Origin of the sequence: Parabacteroides faecis, from assembly GCF_014647375.1 — a bacterium.
GTDB lineage: Bacteria > Bacteroidota > Bacteroidia > Bacteroidales > Tannerellaceae > Parabacteroides > Parabacteroides faecis.
Genome location: NZ_BMPB01000002.1, coordinates 222769 through 243452, shown reverse-complemented (window position 1 = coordinate 243452; position 20684 = coordinate 222769). Strand labels below are relative to the sequence as shown.

Sequence of the window (20684 nt, the reverse complement as noted above, 5' to 3'; positions counted from 1 at the left end):
TCTTATGGATTTACTATTATTCTATTTCTTGTTCAGAACCTCCAGCAAATATTTACCGGGTTTGAACTTCACGCTGGTACGTGCTTCGATTGTACAGGTTTTCCCTGTACGTGGATTACGTCCCAAACGCTCACTCTGCTTCCAGGAAGTAAAAGTGCCGAAACCTTGCAGCACAATCCGTTCGTCAGACAGTAAAGCGTCTGACAGAACGCCCTCCCAGACGTTCACAATCTCAAGGCTCTGGGATTGTGTCAGGGAGAGGCGCTCGGACAAGGCAAGCACTAAATCGTGTTTGTTCATCAGGGGATAACGGTTTTTAGTTTAACATTTACAACCGTAGTAGCCGAAGTGGCAGCAGAGGTTAAAGTCACCGTGGTCGTTTCATCCGGACTAGCCTGTGCCGTCGCCATTGTGAATGTGTAGTCATCTTCGGCGGTCGTTACACTTGACGGATCGGCTGTGAGCCATGCCCCAGCCACGGATACGCTGCTTCCTGTCGTACCTGCTTCACCGGACAAGGCGGGAGCTATTGCATGCAGCTTGAACGTCTGTCCATCGGTATTATCGATAGTAACCGTATTCGTCGCCGCATCATAGCTGCTGCCTGCTACCGGAACCAGACTGATCACCGGGCCGGACAAGGCGGTAGGCGTTACCTTTATATCCAGGTTCTTGCCGCTTGCTTTATTGCTCAGGCGGATCGTTACCGGACGAAAATCGGTCATGGAGCCAATGCCGTCTGCCATCTTATATTTAAACAGGGTCGATGTTGAAGCCTTTGTAGGAGTAGTCTCTCTGTCGCCGTCTGCCACCAGCCATTCATCGCCACCAGCATAATCGAGTTTTTCGACGATAGCGGAAGCTTCGCTGTTATTTCCGGCAATGGTAAAGGCGAGTTTTCCTGATGTCGAACTGCTAGTGGCATCCATTACGATATTGCCATCAGCCAGTAACTTGACATCCGCTGAATTACCTGTACCTGCTAACGCTAATGCGTCTTTGGTGAAGTCATTATCCGGTTTGTAATCGTCTATATCACCTTCGTCTGTCCAGTCCGCTACATCAATCGTAAAGTCGAGGTGATACTCGTCGGCTTTTGTGATATTGATAGTATAACGATGGTTATAAGCCACTTCGATATAGTTACCGGAAGCATCGCCAGCCGGTTTAAAGGGTACTTTATAGGTGACAGGTATTTCCTCCGTCTTGTTGGCGGCATAGGTTCCTGTCAGGATCAGGTAACCACCATCATCCACCGGACTGGGATAAGAATAGAAGATGCCTTTTCCTTCCGTATTGACTCCTGTCTGGGTATCCGTATATTCACGGGCAGGGTAAGTGATCAGGTCGCCAGCTTGAGCAGGTGTTGCGCCTAGTACCTTGACCGGAAAATAACCGGCTCCGGTACGTCCGTTACCCATGCTCACTGATTCGATAGTGAATTTCGAATCTGCGGCGTTATTCGTCACATCGAAGCGGGCGACCATACGAGTGAGTTTGAAACCCAGTTGCCTACGGGTAGAGACAGAGAAGTCAGTCAGGTCGAGAGGCGTGGTGTAGGCTCCCGTCATTGGCAGCGGCGTGAGCAGCACATCATCGGCGACATCTGCCTGCAAGGCCGGTGTATGGAAGGTTTTGAAATCACTTTCAGTAGGCACACCGTCAGTAATGGCGTTGCCCGCCTGGCCCGGATTACTCTGTATCAATCCTTTGAAATCATCGAATTCGGTTCCGTCAGCCTGGATCAGTTTCGTACTGTTGGCGATGCAGTAAACCTTCACAAAAAGACCTTTCTTCATGCGAAGCAGGGCGGTCGAGTTATCGGCACCCGTATTCAGGGTGAAGCTGGTGGCATAATCGCCGGAAACCGTTTGGCGGGCATCTTCCCGGTAATAGAACTGTTGCAGGAATGTGTAATCGCCGTCTTCCGTATTGGAGCCGAAGACGTAGACGTCGAGACTATAGATATAGTTCTCGGCTGTCGTGGCGATAGGATCACCGGCTGCTTTGGTTTCGACCGGGGTTACTTGCAACTTGTTCTTAAGTAACAGCAGGACTTCACGGGTGTTACCGTCCGACGTTCCGCCCTCGTCCGGGGGAGTCGTGGTTTCCAGCGTATTCTCGCTGGTGCAGGCGGCCAAAAGAAGGATGGCGGCGAGCAAGGGGATATGTTTGAATAGGTTCATTATATACTTGTTTTAATATTTATGTTTGAACAACTAATGGTAACTGTTTCCCCTCTGGAGAGGGGATTAAGGGGTGTGTTATAGGGCGGTTAAAAGAACTTGCTTTAACACACCCCCTGCCCCCTCTCAAGAGGGGAAAGGTTACCTTCAGATAGTAGTTTTCTTCTTCAGGGTTACTGTCAGGTCTCCACCGCCGGAAACGGTGTTGGTGAAAGTCAGGGTTACATCGCCTGTATCACCCGAGGAATCTCCGGAGGTAAAGGTGTAGACCTGGTTTCCATTGGCAGCAATCGTCGTACCTCCTGCATTACTATCATCCAGTTTCAACCAACCGGCACTGGTAAACGGAGTTGACAGGTCAGCAATGGTTGCACCTGTCGGAGCTGTCACGGTTAATGTAAATGTGTTGGTGGATAAGGCGGAAAGATCAACGGTATAAGTACCATCAGATCCTGTTACGGCACCATTATCATCGGCTAACGCCACTGTCGGCTTCATGCTTTTAGGAGTGATTTCCAGCGTAGAGGTGACCATCTCGTCCGTTGCATTCTTGAACGTGACTGTTACCGCCGTTCCGGCTGTCAGGGATGTTGCTGTCGGGATCTCGATCTTGAATATTCCGGGAGCAGCCGTTTCTTCTGTTACCGTAACACCTGCAGGGGCAGCTACCGTCACCGCACCGGCCGTTGTACTTTCCGTACAAGTTACCTTGACGTAAATCGTACTTCCGTCGATCAGATACATATCGGCAGTAGCCGCAGTGGCTGTTCCGCCCATCGTGCCACTATTATATGTACTGTTAATGTAAGAACCGTCACTGTTTGCTACAATCGAAGGTTGGGAAGCCTTTTTATGCTTGATGGTCAATGTAATTGAGTTGGCTTCGGCAGCTTTGTTCTTGAATACGACTGTTGCATCGTCGGCAGCTTGATCGGCATCTGTTATAGCCACACGATAAGTAGTCGTAAAGCCTTCGGTTACAACCGGGGTTACCGAATAACCATTGGGGACGGTAATGTCGGCAAGGCCGTCCACACAGAAGACGTTCAATGAGACGTAGCTGCCCACCGCTTTGACCATGGTAGCTTCGGGAGCATCCGGCGACGTTACATCCACAGAATTGCCTTCACTATGCCCTTCGACAACTTCGCTTACTACAGGAGCGGCTTCCGGACCGACGAAAGTCAACGTTGTCTGCAAGTCGGGATCGTAAGAGGCTGCCTGATTGATGAAGGTAAGCGAGACAGGACGCTTGCCGGTAGCATCGGCTATAGTGACCGGGAAGGTCGTTATCGTCAGTCCGTCTTTCTGTTCAGTGGTCGGTGTCCCGACGGTCAGCCAGTCTATTTCATCACCGGCTTTCGTTACCAGTGAACGGCTGTATTCCAGTTCTCCGGTCGAGGTCATCACAATGTCGAATGTTCCGTCAGCCAAGGTGCGGTAATAACCTCCCGTAAGATCTGTCGGCGGGTTAGTTCCTGCAAACTTGTTAAATTCAGGTTTCGTATTATCCGGTTTGATGATGACACCACCGCCCGATGTCCAGTCTTCCACCTCGAAAGTGGAATAGATATTTGATTCGGTTACGTCGGTAATACGGAGCTTGTAACGGCTGTTGGCATTGATAGCGATATAGTTAGCAGGATCATCCGGCTTGGCATCAGCGGGTGTTTTAACAACCGGGATATTGTAAGTGACAGCTATCTGTTCACCGGTAGACGGACTTTTGTATTTACCCTTGATGATCAGGAAACTCTCATCGCCGGGAATATTCGGATATACGTAGATGGCACTTTCAAGGGTTCCCTGATTGGCGTTCTCACCTGTGAAATCGACATCCTTATAAGTAACCAGATCACCGGCTGCTGCATCCGTCAGTGTCGCTCCGAAAAGTGAACCGTTCGAACGGCCTTTCCCCATCGACACCTTCTCGATGGTCAACTGCGAAGTTGCCGTCGTGTTGTCGATGTCGAAACGGGCAACAATTCGTTTCAACGTAATGGCGACTTTCGAGACACTGCCGCTGATCTTTGTCGTTCCCGTTCCGGTCATTGCCAGCGGGGTTTTGATAAAATCAGTTGCAGGATCTGCCATCTTAGCCGTATAAGCGGCTTTGAATGCATCCAAGGTCGTACCGGCTGCAGTGATATCACCAGTTCCAGCATCCGTCGTAACCACGTCCAAAGCTGCAAAATCATTACCATCCGCATCAAACAGTTTATCCTGGTTAGCCACACAAACCAATGTCAGATACGGAAGCCCTTTCAGTTCGTTCGGCTTGATAGAGGCTGTCCACGACGAACCGGAAGGCTGCAATATAAACTGGTTACCAGTCGGTGTTGCTTCCGTCATTTTCCAGGTTTCAATGTAATGGTAGTCTGCATCATTGGTAGATGCAGATGCGGCACCAAACAGGTACACATCTAATTTGCTGATCTTGTTCTCACTGTCAGAGGCTATCGCTTTCGTATATTCCTCTTCTTCTCCGCTTCCGCTGAATACCAACTGAATTTCACCGGGATCGCCCGAAGGGGTTACACCCTCAGTCCCGTCTTCATTCGTACAACTGCTTCCCAACCCAGCCAGGGCCAAAAGCAACATCAAATACGTCTTTTTCATAACTACTTTTTTAAGTGAATACTATATGTTTATAAATCTCTTTTATCCTATCGCCCCACCCTCGTCCCAATCGGAATCGGTTATTTCCGAGACGATGATTTTATCTTCGTAGACCGTTACCAGGATTTCGAATTCCTGCTCCACATTCCGATCCATGTTCATCGGTTTTTTCGAGAAGAAACGATGTAGATCGAGGTCACCGACGATACGCTCGTCATTCCGCCACAGGCTCCATAGCTGATGAGTGTCGGAAGTGTACCGGAAAGTGACGAAATCGCCTATCACTTCACCATCGTAATTCATTGCAGCACGTGTCTCGTGGCTGATCTCGGAAGTTCCGATATACGGCACCGTATAACTACCTCCCGAAGTGAGCGGCTCACTCTCCCAGCCCTTCATGAAACCATACTCCGATGCCACCCCTTTCATACGCATCCGGTAAGTGCCTCCCTCCGGCGGGGCATCCGCCATCCATTGTACCGTCACATGCAATGATGCATGCGCATGTGAGAGATAGACACGTCGGCGAAACATCTTCCCTTCCTCTACATGGAAAGACAGATAGCCGTAATAGAGTCGACCCGTATTACGGCGGTAGGCCGGTGGAGCCTCGGCTGTAACGGCGCTGAGTGTCATATCTGCAAGGTGGCGATCGGTCAGCGGCTGTACATCCAGGTCATCACTGCCGTCTTCTGACAGGTTGCCCCAGAGAACGACGGTATAGTCACCCTCTTCCAGATTTCCCTGCCAACTGCGGATTGTGTCACCCCGCAAAGCAACCACACTGAGAAGATCACCTCTTTCATCAAAAAGATACTGGCGGAGATTGTCTACATAGACCGGAAGCATATTTTCACTGCTGTTGCCTGCATACCAGTAATCAAGCCGTGTCGTATACGGACAGACACCCGGTTCATCGCCAAATGTGCAACCGCATAAGACCACCGCCAGCAACAGGTATGCTATCTCCACCATCTTATTCATTCCACCTCCGTTTTATCCTCTTCATAACGAACGATCACCTCGATGCGCCGCAGCTTCGGAAAAAAATGTCTCAGCATATCTTTATAGGGAGAACCTCCCTGCAATTCCATTAAATACTTTTCCCGTCCGTTGAAAATACCATAGCGGGATATTACGCGCAAGGCGGCATCACGGTAAGGAGGATTATCACGCATCAAAAGATCCACCAACCCCTCCCAGTCTTCCGCCACCGATGAGACCTTGACAAGTCCGCGGGGAACGCCGTACATACTACGCAGGTAAATGGAGAAGAAACGCGAACGGGCTTCAGCAAGACGTTCGTTATCACCATAATTACCATCAGGCGAGCAATAACCGCAGATACGGATGGACTTGACGGATGCAAAATGAGTTCTCTGTAGGGGGGCAATCAACCGGTCAATCTTGTCGATCTCATAACGGTTGTTTTTTAGGTCGGGATGAATATCGTCCTTTCCAATCGGGTAATCAAAATAGAGTACCACACTCTCAGTAGTTGCAGATGCTACTTTTGACGTTGAAACCATTGTTGACTTTGGTCTTGTAACAGCTGCCGGTTCCGGTTTTACGACTTTCGGTTTCACTGCTTCTTCCGGATGCAGTTTCATCTTTACAACAGGCAATTGAGGAATACCTGCCACAGCAGCCAAACCCAAATCGCATTGCAGCGTATCTACCGCCAAGAGTTCATTGCCGCAACATTCACGACTTTCCTGTTTCAATAGCAACATGGCATGCTGCATCCATGAGGCATAAGGTATGGAAATATGGTAAGTGATATTTTTAGAAACATTCCGGCTGTCACGGATACGAAGATAAGGAACAGTACATTCTTTACAGAGAGAAAGCGCCGCCTCCCGACGATCCTGACGGTCGCGTATCGAGCCGCTGATTACGACAGCAGGTAAAGAGACCTGTTGCTTCCCCGCTCCCAACAATTGCGGCGTAAAGATAAAGGCCCTGTTACGCCCTACCCTCACCTCGTTCAAATCCATTCGGAGTTGTACATGCAGGCTGTCGTTCTTCACTGATATCCGTTGCGGAACGATACGGATACCCTGCGCCTCCAGAGTATCCAGCGGCAGCAATAGAAGCAGACCGGATATACATAATATATAATGTAAGATTATTTGTTTCATAAGAGACGATTCGATTTAACGTAAAATGTAGATTACGGAGAAACCAAGACGGGTAGGTCCGAAATAACTACGGGTATAAGCTCCGACAGGTTCAGCACATTCCGAGCACCGATATTTGGTGTATTTCATCGAAACATAACCACAACCGAGAAGGGTTTCCACGCCCCAACGGTCACCGAACGCCCAATGGTAGCCGTAGGTGAGTCCTCCCCCATACAGGTCTCCCCTCAATACATTATCCTTTAAGCCCGAGATGAACGGGATCAGTCCGATATTAAAATGACCGTAATGACCATGTACACCCACAAAATGACCCTCGAACTTACGGCACGGCCAGAAACGGATTTCTGGTTGCACCAGATAAAGATTCAATTTCATTTCATTGGAAAACTTCCACGCATTATAGGCGCCCCACAAGTCGACAGAGAAACGGCGCCCCAATCCCAGCTCCACTCCCCCATTGGGCGTAGTCGTTGCCCAATACAGCACATTCGTTTTCAATGCGCTCTGCTGTCCCCACAGACCCGGGACAGAGGAGAGAAGAAATATGATAGATAATAGCGATAAATAAAGAGCCCTATACATTATATTAATACCAGATTAGGTTACCGTCTGCACCGGGGCCGTCTCTTGGTAAGAGACGGAACAGTAGGAACAACAACCAGCTACCGACAACACTTTTAGTCATTTACCACCGGGATCTTCATACATAAAAAGCATCCCCGGACAACATTCAAAAAACAGAAATTGGTAAAAGGATTGGACAGACTATTGAAAAGTGATTGTTTTTCAGGGGAAAGAAAAGATAATCCAACATTCAATGCAGGAGAAAAAGAAGAAAACAATTCATAAACAACAGATTATCAAAGAGAAACGAACAGGAAATAATAAAAAAGAATAAATACAGCCAGCTGAGAGAGAAGCCAAAGCAACCGGCCTTCTTTCTTAATTTTTGTAATGATATTCATAAACACAATGAATATTAAGGCTGGTTATGCGAAAAAACATGGATACCATAACGTAAATATAAAAAAGAGTTAGTACATTTGCGAAGTTTTAACACTAACTGCCTTTACCGTTCCGTCTCTTACCAAGAGACAGAATCCCCCTTACAAGACAACTCCACGGGGCAGCCTTGATTTACAATTCCTTCCTAATATGACTATCTCATTGGCACGATCGATCTGCGAGGTATTCCGGTAGGCTATATAAATACGTGTCGTTTTAACTGACTCATGGCCCATGCCTTTCGAGATCAGTTCTTCGGATATACCTTTTTCCAGGGCCACGCTTGCCCAACTATGCCGCGCTGTATAAGTGGATAGGTCCGACCCGACCAAACTTCCCAGCCTTTTCAGACGCTTATTCTGAAGACGGAGGGCGCTTTCATACTCCTTACGGGAGGGAGTGGCACTTTTCAGTACCGGAAACAGATAGGGGCTCGAAGCATCCCGGTAACGCGACAGAAGCTGTTTCATCACAGGCAACAATTGTATTTGTAGTTCCTGACCGGTTTTACGCCGGATATAAACGATCTTGCCGCCACGGATATTCTCACGCCTTAAGTGGGCCAGGTCGACAAAAGCCATTCCACGGGCATAATAAGAGAAAAGGAACAGGTCGCGGGAAAGGGCCAGCCCCGGAGACGACAGTTGCAGGGTGGCAAGTTCAAGAATCACTTTTTCCTCCACCGCACGTTTACGCGTTTTCTCAATACGGGTATGAACATGGCTGAAAAGCATCGGAACCGCTTCCACCAGACCTTCCCTGACCGCACGGTTCAGGATGGAACGCAGCACACGAAGATAAAAAGAGACCGTATTGGCACAAAGTCCCGTACCGAACAAATAAGATTCATATTCTTTCACGAGGACAGGGTCCAGTTCATCCAGACGCAAGTCACTGCCTTGACGGAAACGGAGAAAAGAATTCAGTGTGCTCCGGTAATGACGGGCCGTCTGATCCTTACCTCCGGCAAACAGTTCCCCAATTAGTTTCTCCACATATTTTGTCAGGTTGGAAACCGTGAACCGTTCCTTACACGCTGCCACGATCTCGTCCAGCGTAAATACTTTCTTCTTCTCCATCAAGCAAACTACCTGACGGACCGTACGGCAATCACGGACCAGACGTTCGCGTATGCCGCGCAACTCTTCACTCCGTTCCCCCTCACTTCCGGAAGGAATATGCACCTCTTCCCTTTCACTTATCCATTCACCAGCGGAGACACGGTAGGGCAACCGGATCTTCCGGGTTTCACGACGGTAAATCAGCTGCACGTAAAGCGGCATGCGCTTTTCTTCGGATACGGATATACCTCTTTTAATTTTTACTGAGACTGTATACATAGACTTCTTTCATTTTGTTGTTCAATATAACAAAATGAAAGAAGCTTTGATCAATGATTCGTTCCTTCAAACAGATCGTGATCCTCTTTCCGCTGAGTAGTCTTGGCTTTGAAGTTATTGAATGTATAACTCAAAGTCAAGGTGATAAGCGGATAATTCGGACGGATACGGGTGATGGACTGTAAGTCTGAAGTAGTTATCTTACTTACATAACGGGCAGAATTGAATACGTCGCGGAAGGCAAGTGTAGCCGACAGTTTACGATTCATCAATTGCTGGCGGAGAGCAAGATTCACATACCAGAAAGCATCCGTTCGCCCCTGTGTGGTAACCGACGGGCCAACAAAATTTCCATCCAACTGGATACGGGTCGATTTCCCCAGATCGAAAGCATTATTCCAGATAATATCGTAATTAGTACTTTTCTCGTTCGTTCCATCCTGTTTGTATTGGTTCTTTACCTTATAATGATATAAACTACCATTCAGGTTCATGTTCCACCAGCGGGTCAGCTGAACCTGACCGCTCAACTCCAGTCCGGTTGAATAATCATGTCCCACATTTGCCATAGAATCCAATGTCACGCCAGCCTGATAAGGAACACGTAACCGTTCTATCTTATCTTTCCGGCTACGGTGAAACACAGTGGCGGAAACCGTATGGTCGCCGATATTCTTCTTATAGTTAAGCTCAAAAGAGTTGATATATTCCGAACGGATATCCGGGTTACCGATCTCGGCCGAATAATAGTCACGATACGTAATATAAGGCTCCATAAAGAAAAGCTCCGGACGCGTGATACGGCGTGAATAGGATGCCATCAGTTTGTGATCTTTCGGGAAAGTATATCCCAGGTGAACCGAAGGGAAAAACTCGAATTTATTATATTCACGGTTCTTTCCGGGAATCGAACTGCGGAGAACACGATGTGTATGTTCCCCTCTTACACCAGCCTGGAAATCGAACGACTTATAACTGTCGCCGACAATGGCATAGATCGAATTGATGCCGTGCTGAAAATAAAAAGTATTGTAGATATCATCCCTCCAGTAAAACTCCTGCTTCTCAGGACTCCAGAACTGCATACTGTAATCGCCGTCCTCCAGATAGGAAAAATACTGATAACCGGCCTCGATATGTCCGGTTTTACTATACGGATATAGGTAATCGAGATTTCCACGTACTGTCCAGCGGTGTTCGTCTTCCCAGGCACGATGCCCCTGTTCGCGCTCATTATTCTTATTGAAGAGGTCGCTCTGGAAATATTCCATCGCATCGCCGCCGTATTTCAGATAAAAACTTCCTGTAAGTTGATGTCCCTGATCATTGAATTTATGGTCGAAACCCACACTTCCCTGGAAATATGTTTCATGCAGGTCGTAATCGTCACGGCTGTAATAATCGCCGTTCTCGAAAGGCTTCTTATCGACAACACGTTCTTCCGTATAGTCCAGGTCACCGTTACGGGTACGGCCCCCGTAGCCACCTTCCAGGTCGGCATTGAATGTTGTATGAGGCAAAGTATACATCCAACCGGCTTTCAACGAGTAATTGAAATTATTACTCTCACGCGGTCCGTTCGAATGGGAGGTCGTTGCCGTATCGGCTACGATCGTCGTCTTTTCCTGGTCGAAATCACTCTTTCGCAAACGGTCGGTCCAGCCTCCGCCGAAATACCATCGGGAAGATTTATTCTGTTGGGTAAGCAGGAAATCGACTCCTCTTGAAAGGAAAGTACTTCCCGTCAGGTTCACCATTCCGCTGAATCCGTGTTGCGCATGCTTCTTGGTAATGATATTGATAATCCCGACATCGCCTCCCGTATCGTGGCGGGCAGACGGGGTGGTGATGATCTCTATATTTTCGATATGTCCGGAAGGAATCTGTTCCAAAGCCTGAGTCCCGCTGAAAACACTCGGCTTACCGTCCACATAAACGGTAAAGCCTGTACTTCCACGGAAAGAGACTTCCCCTTCTGCATCCACACGGATAGAAGGTGTATTTTCCAGGATATCGACCGCCGTCCCTCCGCTCGCCAGCATATTCGAAGAGGCTTCGATCACTTTTTTGTCGAGTTTATATATCACCTGCTTCTTCTGTGCCACGACCTCTACTTCTGCCAGGCCGACTTCCAGCGGCTTCATAGCGATCGTTCCCAGATCGACAGTAGCCGACGACGATGCCAGCACAATATCCGGACGGGTAAACAAATCATATCCTACCAGCCGGATCATCAGGCTATATTCTCCGTTCTTCACATCTGCGATACCAAAACTTCCGTCCCTGTCAGGCAAAGCATGGAACACAGGATTACTGTCTCCCTTTTTAAACAGGAGCACATCCGCAAAATCTAATGGCTGATTTGTTCCGGCATCCACAATTTTCCCTTTGATACGGGATATCGGAGCAGCGGAAACAGACAGACTAAAACACAATAAGGCCACAATGAGATAAAAACACTTCTTCATTCTCTTCACATCAGTCGTTGTTAACAATCCCGCGAAGATAATATATTCATTGCAGCCATGCAATTATTTATGCGTTTTCTCTAATAAAGAAAGATATTCACCATATCCTTCCGCTTTCATCTTACCTTTAGGGATGAAACGTAGCGAAGCACTATTTATGCAATAACGCAAGCCCCCTGACTCTGCCGGACCATCGGTAAAAACATGCCCCAGGTGCGCGTCACCTGTATGGCTACGCACTTCCACACGCGTCATACCATGCGAAGTATCCAGTTTTTCCTTTACCAGTTTTTTGTCGATCGGTTTCGAGAAACTGGGCCAGCCGCATCCGGAGTCGAATTTATCGGTAGAGATGAACAAAGGTTCACCTGTCGTAATATCGACATAAATACCTTCACGAAATTCATTCCAATATTCGTTATGGAAAGGATGTTCAGTTGCATTCTTCTGGGTTACTGCATACTGTTCATCGGTCAATATATTCCGTAAGGCTGCATCGTCCGGCTTTTGATAAGTTGTCTTTTCCATTGTCACTTTCTCCTTTTTATTAGAATTCATATTTTTTCTGTCTTGTGAAAAACCTGGCAACTGATATAAAAACATACATATAATAATCAAATACTTCATATCCCTATCCACTATATCTTTATTTTACAGAAAACAATCCATACCAGTATTTGGTTGATGACCAAACTTGAATTTGGCAGGCGGATATGTATTATAGTATCAATGTTTCTACTATTTTTGTACTAAAATCAGGTATTAGGTAAACATATAAACAAACTTTCCGGTTTATATTACAGTGGGATTTTGTGTTTAGTAAAAACCATCTTAATAACTTTTTATGATAACAACTCTTATTATTCTAGCCTTGTCGGCAGTCTTTTTTGTTAATGGGAAAATACGTTCAGACCTTGTTGCATTATGTGCCCTGGTCTTATTAATGGTGTTCAATATCCTGACTCCCGAAGAGGCACTTTCAGGTTTTTCCAACTCCGTCGTTATTATGATGGTCGGTCTGTTTGTGGTAGGCGGTGCGATCTTCAAGACCGGCCTGGCCAAAATGATCGGCAGTAAAATATTGCAGCTGGCAGGTACCAGCGAGATTAAACTTTTCATTCTGATCATGTTGGTAACAGCCTTTATCGGGGCGTTCGTCAGCAACACAGGAACCGTTGCCCTTATGCTACCTATCGTTGTCAGTATGGCTGTAAATGCCAATATCAGCCCGAGCCGTTTCCTGATGCCTTTGGCATTCGCAAGCAGTATGGGAGGTATGGCGACTCTGATCGGTACCCCTCCCAACCTCGTTGTACAGGAAGCACTTTCCAATGCAGGCTATAAAGACCTGTCCTTCTTTTCGTTCACTCCAATCGGTATCGTCTGTATAACTGTCGGTGTCATTATTCTGATCCCGCTCAGCAAATGGTTCCTCTCCAAAAAAGAAGATACTAAAAAGAACGATGCGTCTACCGGACGTTCACCGCAGGAACTGGCAAACAAGTATAGCCTTTCCGATAATCTGTACCGTGTACGTGTCCATAAAGATTCACGAATACGGAACAAGAAACTACAGGAATTGAATATCACCAGCCTATACAATCTGACGATTCTGGAGATCAGGCGCAAATCCTCCTCACAGAGCCGTTTCATGAAAACGGTCGACCAGAAACTGGCCGGTCCCGATACAGAAATACAGGAAGAAGATATATTATATGTATTCGGCAGCTTCGATAATATTAATAAGTTCGTTGAAGAAAACCATCTGGACCTGACCGAATCCAAGGTCTCCGAATTCACCGGTGACAATGAAAAACTAAGTGTCCGTGAAATCGGGATTGCAGAAGTTTTATTGATGCCCGATTCCAAGCTGATCAACAGGGCAGTCAAAGATTCCGGTTTCCGCGATAAATATTCCGTCAATATCCTGGGAATAGAACGGGGTAACGAATATATCCTATCCGATGTAAAGGACGTAAAGATGCACGCGGGAGATCTTCTGCTGATACAAGGAAACTGGGATGATATTGCCCGCATGAGCAAGAAACAATCGCAATGGGTAGTATTGGGACAACCTGTCGAAGAGGCATCCAAAGTCACACTCGACTACAAAGCACCCGTCGCTGCCGGTATCATGATCCTGATGATCGCTGCCATGGTTTTCGATTTTATACCTATTCCACCAGTCGCAGCCGTACTGATAGCTGCTATATTAATGGTACTGACCGGTTGTTTTCGGAACGTAGAAGATGCATATAAAACGATCAATTGGGAAAGCATTGTCCTGATTGCCGCCATGTTACCGATGTCGCTGGCACTGGAAAAAACAGGGGCTTCGTCGCTGATCTCTGAAAAGCTGGTTGGCGGCCTGGGTAATTACGGACCGCTTGTCCTGATGGCGGGTATCTATTTCACGACTTCACTACTGACGATGTTTATCAGTAATACGGCAACGGCCGTACTGGTAGCACCTATCGCTTTACAGTCAGCCCTTTCTATAGGCGTAAGTCCTTATCCGTTCCTGCTTGCCGTAACGGTCGGAGCCAGTATGTGTTTTGCCTCCCCATTCTCTACACCGCCCAATGCGCTTGTGATGTCGGCAGGTAAGTATACATTTATGGATTATGTAAAAGTCGGATTACCTCTGCAGATTATTATGGGAATTATTATGATCTTTGTGCTGCCTTTAATATTTCCGTTTTAAACATTAGCGGACACTTATTAGTTTTATATTTGTACGACAAAAAGAAAAGTATGAAGATTCCTTTTAAACCAATTAAAATAGAGGATAAAGAACTTATAACATCATTTATTTATCCTCATAACTATCGTAATTGCGATTATTCGTTTGCCAACATTTGCAGCTGGCGCTTTCTGTATGAAACCGAATTTGCCATTGTCGATGGTTTTCTGCTGATCCGTTTTTGGATAGAAGATAAAAGCCGTCTCGTTTACATGACACCTGCCGGAAAGGGAGACCTGAAGCACGCGCTGGAATTACTCGAAGCAGACTCCCTGGCACATGGACACCCGCTTTGCATGTTGGGAGTCACACCGGATGCCAAAGATATACTGGAGCAAGCATTGCCCGGCGGGTTCTTCTATATTCCCGAACGCGATTATTTCGATTATATCTACCTGCGTGAAGATCTGGCATTACTGAAAGGTAAAAAGTATCAATCGAAGCGCAATCATATTAATAATTTCAAAAAAAGATATGAATACGAATATGCGCCTATCACTCCCGATCTGATCCAACAATGCCTGAAACTGGAATGTACCTGGTATAAGGCCAACAAGACGGAAGACGATGCCGAAGATCTGAACTACGAACGTATTTCCATGACGTATGCGCTTAATCACTTCGACGAACTGGGACTACTCGGAGGCGCATTGCTGGTAGACGGAAAAGTGATCGCCTTCACCTTCGGAGCACCGATCAACCATGATACGTTCGGAGTTCATGTAGAAAAAGCGGATGTGAACTATGAGGGTGCTTACACTGTTATCAATCAGGAATTCGCATCGCGCCTGCCGGAAAAATTCATCTACGTTAACCGCGAAGAGGACCTCGGTATCCCGGGATTGCGGAAAGCAAAACTTTCTTATAACCCGGTCATACTATTAGAAAAGAGTGCCGCGATTAAGAAAACGCAAAATAATAAACAAGATGAACAAGCAGCAAATAATCGATCTATGGCGTCTCTCGTTCAATGATTCAGAAGAGTTCATTCGCCTTTATTTCGACCGGGTGTACAAAGAAGAGAATACACTGGTCATCGAAAAGAACGGACAGGTGGTATCTGCCTTGCAGATGCTGCCTTACACAATGACTTATTATGGTACAGAGATATCCGTAGCTTATATCTCCGGCGCCTGTACCCTCCCCTCCATGCGGGGTAAAGGACTGATGCGGGAACTCCTGCAGAATGCATTTGAGGAAATGAAATACCGTTCGGTTGCCGTAACGGCTCTGATCCCTGCTGATCCCTGGTTGTTCGACTACTACCGTGTACAAGGATATACGGAAGCGTTCGATTATTCCGAAGAAGTTTACACACGCCCGGAAACTCCCGTTTATGCACCCGAGATCACGGTCGTTCCGCCGGAAGTTCCTTCCATCGATAAATTATATGCGTATTTCAACCGGAAACTCCGTGAAAGAAAATGTTGTGTACTGCATACCCAGGATGATTTTATAACAATACTGCGCGATTTGCAACTGGACGGAGGACAAATGCTTACCGCATTGAATGAAAAAGACCAGCCGATCGGCATGGCTTTCGTTCTTTCACCGGACAACACACTTCCGGAAGAGAAAAAGCAGGTGTATGTAAAAGAATTCTTCTACGATGACGACCGGGTGGCAAATCTTTTGTTGCAGGAAGCGACCCTACAAAACAATGTAAATAGGGCAACCTACAAAACCCCTCCGGTCATACCGGCAACCCGTCCTTTCGGGATGGCTCGAGTTATCGACACCGAAAGGTTAAGACATCACTGGCTGTCTACACATAAGGATAGTCCCTTAACGGAGCAGAATCTGAAGGATATGGATATTCAAACATTTACCCGGATCGTCATGGGATACCCGAACCGGGAAGCATATATGAGTCTGATGCTGGATTAATCCGGCATCAGACTTCAATCAATCATAAGCGACTTCAAAAATATCACCTTTTTGCATGTCCACTCTTACGATACCGTAAGGGAGAGTGATCGGATCGAATATCTTCTTATTCTTATAATACTTCTCATGTCCGGTCCGGTCGGGTAACTTCAACTTCAAGGTATTATCGGTTGTTGCAGTAATCTGCGCATGCTTAACAGTCCCATCGTTCCAGGACAGATCAACCTGAAAACCACCGCGGGCACATAAACCTTTATAACTGCCCGTATTCCATTCTTCCGGCAAGCATGGAAGGAGTTCCACATATTCTTCGTGGCTCTGGAGCAACATCTCCATAATACCGGCTGCACCGGCTTCGTTACCGTCGAAAACGAATATATCCGTCGGAGCACCGGCAATACCTTTCGGAGAGATCGTCAGCATGTTCTCGCGACTCAGGTCGTTTATTAATCCCAACACACTTTCACTGGCTTTTTTGCTATCCTTCAGGCGGGCAAAGAAATTGATCATATTGGCCCTGCTCCATTCCACGTCTTCCCAATCGGCTGCATTCAGACGGCGGTCGATAGTCACAGCAGCGGCTTTCGTCCATTCGGGCGTTTCTTCCGGCGTTATCTGTGCATAAGGATACAAAGCAAGCAGATGGCTGGTATGCCGGTGATTAGGGACGGCCTCCTCATAGTCTTCCTGCCACTCCTGAAGCTGACCGTATTTCCCTATTTTAAAAGGAGGCAACCGGTCGATTGCATCGATCACACGTCCTCTTAATTCTTCATCTACCTGTAATAACTCGGCTGCACTCTGGCAGGCATTCAATATCTCATAAACGATCACCCTGTCACAAGTCGGCATCATGGAAAGCGGCAACTGTTTGCCGTTCCAAAGAAATGCATTTTCGGGTGAAGTAGACGGACCGGTGACCAGATAACCGCTATTCGAATCTTCTATCATATAGTCGAGGAAGAATAATGCCGATTGTTTCAGAATCGGATAGGCTCTCAACAGGAACACTTCATCGTTTGTAAAGCGGTAATAATCCCACAGGTGAGTTGCCAGCCATGCACCGCCCGTAGGATGAAGCCCCCAGCCTGTTCCCCAGCCCGGAGCCGTAAATCCCCAGACATTCGCCATTGTATGAGCGACCCAGCCTTCACAACCATAAACCGTCTTAGCCGTTTTTGCCCCGGCTTCGGCCAAGGTTCCTATATAATTGAACAGGGGAACATTACATTCACCAAGGTTACCGACATTGGCAGCCCAGTAATTCTGTTGTGTATTGATATCCAGATGGTAGTCGCAACTCCATTCCATGTTGCATGCCAGATTATCATTCCATATTCCCTGAAGATTGGCAGGTAACGGAGAATTTTCCCGTGATGCGGAGATCAGCAGATAACGTCCGTACTGGCAAAACAGGGCAATCAGGTCCGGGTCGTTATTCCCTTCTTTCAGTAACTTCAGGCGTTCATCCGTAGCTATATCATTTTTCGCTGTGCCCAAAGAAAGACTGACACGGTTGAATAGACGGCCGAAATCCGCTTCATGTTCTTGCATTAATGTTTCAACTCCTTTCTTTCCGGCATTTTCCACTGTAGATAAAACCACTTCCTTCATATCTCCCGGCACAAAATCCGTACGAAGGTCTGCTATAAGGACTACTTCATCGGCATTTTCCACAGACAGGCTTTCCTTATTCTGTCTGATAATCCCTCCTTCCGTCAGAACTTTCACTTTCCCGTAGAAGTTTACACCACCGGGACCAAAGGTTGGAAAATCGACCTGGCCGGAAAAAGAAATGGCATCTCCTTCCGTCGTTACAACGGATTTCCTTAATGGATTCAAACCGACTTCCAGATTCTGTTTTCCTTTCTCCGAGGCACTGAGACGTACCACCAGGACATTAGCCGGATTAGAACAAAAATATTCACGAGCATAGGTCACGCCATCCTGCTGATAGGTTACGGATGCAACACCCCTGGCAAGATCAAGCGAACGGATATAACTTTCTGTTGCTCCGCCACTTTGCCTGAAAGTCAGTTCTATATCACCGAAAGGGACATGCGTTCCGAAAGAATTGCGAACGCCGACCAGCTTTTCTGAAGCCAGGGCGTTCCCTTCCTCCAGTTTACCATCCAGAAACATCTGCTGTATATCCCGCCATGCCTCTTTTCCGAAAGGCTTCTCCTGTTCCGGGTCGGGCTGTCCGGACCAGAGCGTGATCTCATTGAAGGCTATATTGTCTTTTTCTATGCCCCCGAATACCATTCCACTCAACCGCCCGTTACCGATGGGCAACGACTTCATCCAGTCGTCCGAAGGTTTGTCATACCACATCTTCACAGGGCTTTCCTGTGCGGACAGACCTTGCACCAGTAGTCCGAAACTAAAAACCAGACACAACCATTTCTTTTTCATAATAATACTCTTAACACGATTCGTTCCTTTTCTTTTCCAATGCCAGTTTATAAAGCTCATCCTGAAGAACAACATATTGCCCTAAATAACTTTCTTCCATCATTCCGCCGGATTCGCTCGCTCCGTTTGTTTCAATAAACAGGCTGATCCGTTTACTCATTTCTATATATTCATCGAAACCTTCACAGGATGAGTTCAATACGCTGATGATCGTTTTGTATCTCGGGGTATCCATAATAATCTAATTTATTTTAATTCAACAATACACAAAGATACTATTTTCTCTAAACCAAAGCCGATTCAGTCTTGTTTTTATCGAGCTTATGAAGGTAAACTGGAGGATATTAAAGCTGAAACTGGTGGATGCCAGGCTCTATTTCGTGAGCCTTATTGTAGGGTTGCTAACCGGGTTGGTAGCAGTTCCTTACCATTATTTATTACAACTTTTCTACAACTACCGGAAAGATTTCTTTGAATCGTCGCCTCCCTGGTATCTTCACGTTATCGCATTTTTCGCTTTCTGGGGTGTACTTATTTTCGTCTCCTGGCTGGTGAAACGCTGGCCTTATATATCAGGTGGAGGTATTTCGCAGACGCGAGGGGCGATCAACGGCAGAATCGTTTACAAACATTCCCTACGGCAGTTACTGGCTAAGTTTGCCGGTGGAGTACTGACGCTGAGCAGCGGTCTTTCCATGGGACGTGAGGGGCCGTCCGTCCAGATGGGATCGTACATCGGGGACCTGGTCGGTAAATGGGGACATATCCTGAGTGGCGAACGGAAGCAATTGCTGGCAGCAGGCGCAGGTGCGGGATTGGCGGCTGCTTTTGCCGCTCCATTAGCTGCGGCTACCCTGGTTATCGAATCGATCGAACGTTTCGATGCTCCCAAGACAGCCATCACAACCATTCTGGCAGGGGTCGTTGCCGGAGGCATCGCCAATATGATATTCCCTATCAACCCTTATCACGAAATAAATGCGGTCGCCCCGGACCTTTCGTTCGAAGTACAGCTCAAACTATTTCTGTTGTTTGCCGTTATCGTTTCCGTTTTCGGTAAGTTCTACTCATTGCTAATGCTTTATGTCAAAAGGTTGTATCCTGCCATAAAGCAGCCTGAATATATCAAGCTGCTGGGATTGCTGATCATGGCTTATACCATCTCACTGACATTGACAGACCTGACCGGCGGCGGCGAACAGTTCCTGATGCAACAGGCTTTAGGCGGAAAAGAGAGCATCTTATGGATTACCGGAATGATGTTGCTGCACATGGTGTTCACAGTCTACTCGTTTTCATCCGGACTGCCGGGAGGAAGTTTTATTCCGACATTGGTCACCGGCGGACTATTGGGTAAAATCTGCGCTTTGTTACTGGTACAACAGGGGGTTATAGCGCCGGAAAATATCAGCTATGTCATGCTGATCGGGATGGCAGCCTTTCTGGTTGCCGTCGTGCGCACCCCTATCACTGCCATTATTCTGATCACGGAGATTACCGGACATTTCGAGGTATTCTACCCTTCGATCGTTGTCGGAGGGTTAACTTATTATTTCACGGAACTTCTGGAGATAAAACCTTTCAACGTCATGTTTTACGAAGAGATGATCAAAAAGCCGATCTTTCAGGAAGAAAAACGGCTAAAGCTCGACGTTGAAGTGATGGCAGGTTCTTATTTCGACGGGAAACAAGTAAACACACTACACCTGCCAAACAACTGTATCATCATCAACATCCACCGTGACCGCAAGGACTTCCCTCCTGCCGGACAAACCATCCTGCCCGGCGACCAGCTTACGCTCGAGATCGACGCGCAGGATATTGAAAAATTATACGAACCGTTGGTGAGTATGGCAAATATTTATTGAATTTATTTG

At 47.0% G+C, this 20684-nt stretch carries 14 protein-coding genes and 1 pseudogene; 4 read left to right on the top strand and 11 right to left on the bottom strand.

Annotation, left to right across the window (positions count from 1 at the left end; translation table 11 throughout):
- Positions 1–21: 21 nt before the first annotated feature.
- The 9 genes and pseudogenes from IEY67_RS03585 to msrB form a co-directional block, all read right to left on the bottom strand.
- Positions 22–300, bottom strand: a complete 279-nt coding sequence (locus tag IEY67_RS03585; RefSeq protein ID WP_122372940.1) for an HU family DNA-binding protein — start codon at positions 298–300, stop codon at positions 22–24.
- Positions 300–2186: a fimbrial protein gene (locus IEY67_RS03580; protein WP_183669805.1), complete on the bottom strand. Its 1887-nt coding sequence runs from the start codon at positions 2184–2186 to the stop codon at positions 300–302. Before IEY67_RS03580 ends, IEY67_RS03585 begins: the two co-directional genes overlap by 1 nt.
- Before the next feature lie 147 nt (positions 2187–2333).
- Positions 2334–4805, bottom strand: a complete 2472-nt coding sequence (locus IEY67_RS03575; protein ID WP_183669803.1) for a type IV pilin protein — start codon at positions 4803–4805, stop codon at positions 2334–2336.
- A gap of 42 nt (positions 4806–4847) precedes the next feature.
- Positions 4848–5789 carry a FimB/Mfa2 family fimbrial subunit gene (locus IEY67_RS03570; protein WP_183669801.1) on the bottom strand — a complete coding sequence of 314 codons (942 nt, stop codon included), beginning with the start codon at positions 5787–5789 and terminating at the stop codon, positions 4848–4850.
- On the bottom strand, positions 5786–6946 hold the full coding sequence (locus IEY67_RS03565; RefSeq protein ID WP_183669800.1) for a DUF3868 domain-containing protein: 1161 nt from the start codon (positions 6944–6946) through the stop codon (positions 5786–5788). The genes IEY67_RS03570 and IEY67_RS03565 overlap by 4 nt, the downstream gene beginning before the upstream one ends.
- Positions 6947–6961: 15 nt before the next feature.
- Complete coding sequence (locus IEY67_RS03560; protein WP_183669798.1) at positions 6962–7531, bottom strand: DUF3575 domain-containing protein; 570 nt, start codon at positions 7529–7531, stop codon at positions 6962–6964.
- A 524-nt stretch (positions 7532–8055) separates the two neighbouring features.
- Complete coding sequence (locus IEY67_RS03555) at positions 8056–9294, bottom strand: tyrosine-type recombinase/integrase (RefSeq protein ID WP_183669796.1); 1239 nt, start codon at positions 9292–9294, stop codon at positions 8056–8058.
- Between the two features lie 50 nt (positions 9295–9344).
- Positions 9345–11762, bottom strand: coding sequence for a TonB-dependent receptor (locus IEY67_RS03550; protein ID WP_183669794.1), 2418 nt, complete (start codon positions 11760–11762; stop codon positions 9345–9347).
- Positions 11763–11825: 63 nt separating this feature from the next.
- Positions 11826–12284: pseudogene (msrB, locus tag IEY67_RS03545) on the bottom strand (peptide-methionine (R)-S-oxide reductase MsrB); the annotation flags it as partial.
- 322 nt (positions 12285–12606) lie between these two features.
- Between msrB and IEY67_RS03540 the strand changes: the two are divergent.
- The 3 genes from IEY67_RS03540 to IEY67_RS03530 are packed head-to-tail and all read left to right on the top strand — an operon-like array spanning position 12607 to position 16392.
- On the top strand, positions 12607–14466 hold the full coding sequence (locus IEY67_RS03540) for an SLC13 family permease (RefSeq protein WP_122352660.1): 1860 nt from the start codon (positions 12607–12609) through the stop codon (positions 14464–14466).
- 50 nt (positions 14467–14516) lie between these two features.
- The gene (locus tag IEY67_RS03535; protein WP_122352659.1) at positions 14517–15479 is read left to right on the top strand and encodes a DUF2156 domain-containing protein; all 963 of its coding nucleotides are present in this window, start codon (positions 14517–14519) and stop codon (positions 15477–15479) included.
- The gene (locus IEY67_RS03530) at positions 15433–16392 is read left to right on the top strand and encodes a GNAT family N-acetyltransferase (protein WP_122352658.1); all 960 of its coding nucleotides are present in this window, start codon (positions 15433–15435) and stop codon (positions 16390–16392) included. The genes IEY67_RS03535 and IEY67_RS03530 overlap by 47 nt, the downstream gene beginning before the upstream one ends.
- Positions 16393–16410: 18 nt before the next feature.
- On the opposite strand, the gene IEY67_RS03525 is transcribed toward IEY67_RS03530, so the two are convergent.
- Together IEY67_RS03525 and IEY67_RS03520 are read right to left on the bottom strand one after the other, a co-directional pair.
- The gene (locus IEY67_RS03525) at positions 16411–18807 is read right to left on the bottom strand and encodes a glycoside hydrolase family 95 protein (protein ID WP_183669790.1); all 2397 of its coding nucleotides are present in this window, start codon (positions 18805–18807) and stop codon (positions 16411–16413) included.
- 10 nt (positions 18808–18817) lie between these two features.
- On the bottom strand, positions 18818–19042 hold the full coding sequence (locus IEY67_RS03520; RefSeq protein WP_122352656.1) for a hypothetical protein: 225 nt from the start codon (positions 19040–19042) through the stop codon (positions 18818–18820).
- Positions 19043–19130: 88 nt separating this feature from the next.
- Between IEY67_RS03520 and IEY67_RS03515 the strand changes: the two genes are divergently transcribed.
- Entirely contained in the window at positions 19131–20675 is a 1545-nt protein-coding gene (locus tag IEY67_RS03515; RefSeq protein WP_183669788.1) for a ClC family H(+)/Cl(-) exchange transporter, read from the top strand.
- The last annotated feature ends 9 nt before the right edge of the window (positions 20676–20684 follow it).

What these genes read in the sequence shown, in the direction of transcription:
- IEY67_RS03525 (WP_183669790.1), bottom strand. Translation starts at nt 18,807, where the DNA reads ATGAAAAAGAAATGGTTGTGTCTGGTTTTTAGTTTCGGACTACTGGTG.
- IEY67_RS03575 (WP_183669803.1), bottom strand. Translation starts at nt 4,805, where the DNA reads ATGAAAAAGACGTATTTGATGTTGCTTTTGGCCCTGGCTGGGTTGGGA.
- IEY67_RS03555 (WP_183669796.1), bottom strand. Translation starts at nt 9,294, where the DNA reads ATGTATACAGTCTCAGTAAAAATTAAAAGAGGTATATCCGTATCCGAA.
- IEY67_RS03580 (WP_183669805.1), bottom strand. Translation starts at nt 2,186, where the DNA reads ATGAACCTATTCAAACATATCCCCTTGCTCGCCGCCATCCTTCTTTTG.
- IEY67_RS03570 (WP_183669801.1), bottom strand. Translation starts at nt 5,789, where the DNA reads ATGAATAAGATGGTGGAGATAGCATACCTGTTGCTGGCGGTGGTCTTA.
- IEY67_RS03550 (WP_183669794.1), bottom strand. Translation starts at nt 11,762, where the DNA reads ATGAAGAAGTGTTTTTATCTCATTGTGGCCTTATTGTGTTTTAGTCTG.
- IEY67_RS03520 (WP_122352656.1), bottom strand. Translation starts at nt 19,042, where the DNA reads ATGGATACCCCGAGATACAAAACGATCATCAGCGTATTGAACTCATCC.
- IEY67_RS03560 (WP_183669798.1), bottom strand. Translation starts at nt 7,531, where the DNA reads ATGTATAGGGCTCTTTATTTATCGCTATTATCTATCATATTTCTTCTC.
- IEY67_RS03530 (WP_122352658.1), top strand. Translation starts at nt 15,433, where the DNA reads ATGAACAAGCAGCAAATAATCGATCTATGGCGTCTCTCGTTCAATGAT.
- IEY67_RS03535 (WP_122352659.1), top strand. Translation starts at nt 14,517, where the DNA reads ATGAAGATTCCTTTTAAACCAATTAAAATAGAGGATAAAGAACTTATA.
- IEY67_RS03565 (WP_183669800.1), bottom strand. Translation starts at nt 6,946, where the DNA reads ATGAAACAAATAATCTTACATTATATATTATGTATATCCGGTCTGCTT.
- IEY67_RS03540 (WP_122352660.1), top strand. Translation starts at nt 12,607, where the DNA reads ATGATAACAACTCTTATTATTCTAGCCTTGTCGGCAGTCTTTTTTGTT.
- IEY67_RS03585 (WP_122372940.1), bottom strand. Translation starts at nt 300, where the DNA reads ATGAACAAACACGATTTAGTGCTTGCCTTGTCCGAGCGCCTCTCCCTG.
- IEY67_RS03515 (WP_183669788.1), top strand. Translation starts at nt 19,131, where the DNA reads ATGAAGGTAAACTGGAGGATATTAAAGCTGAAACTGGTGGATGCCAGG.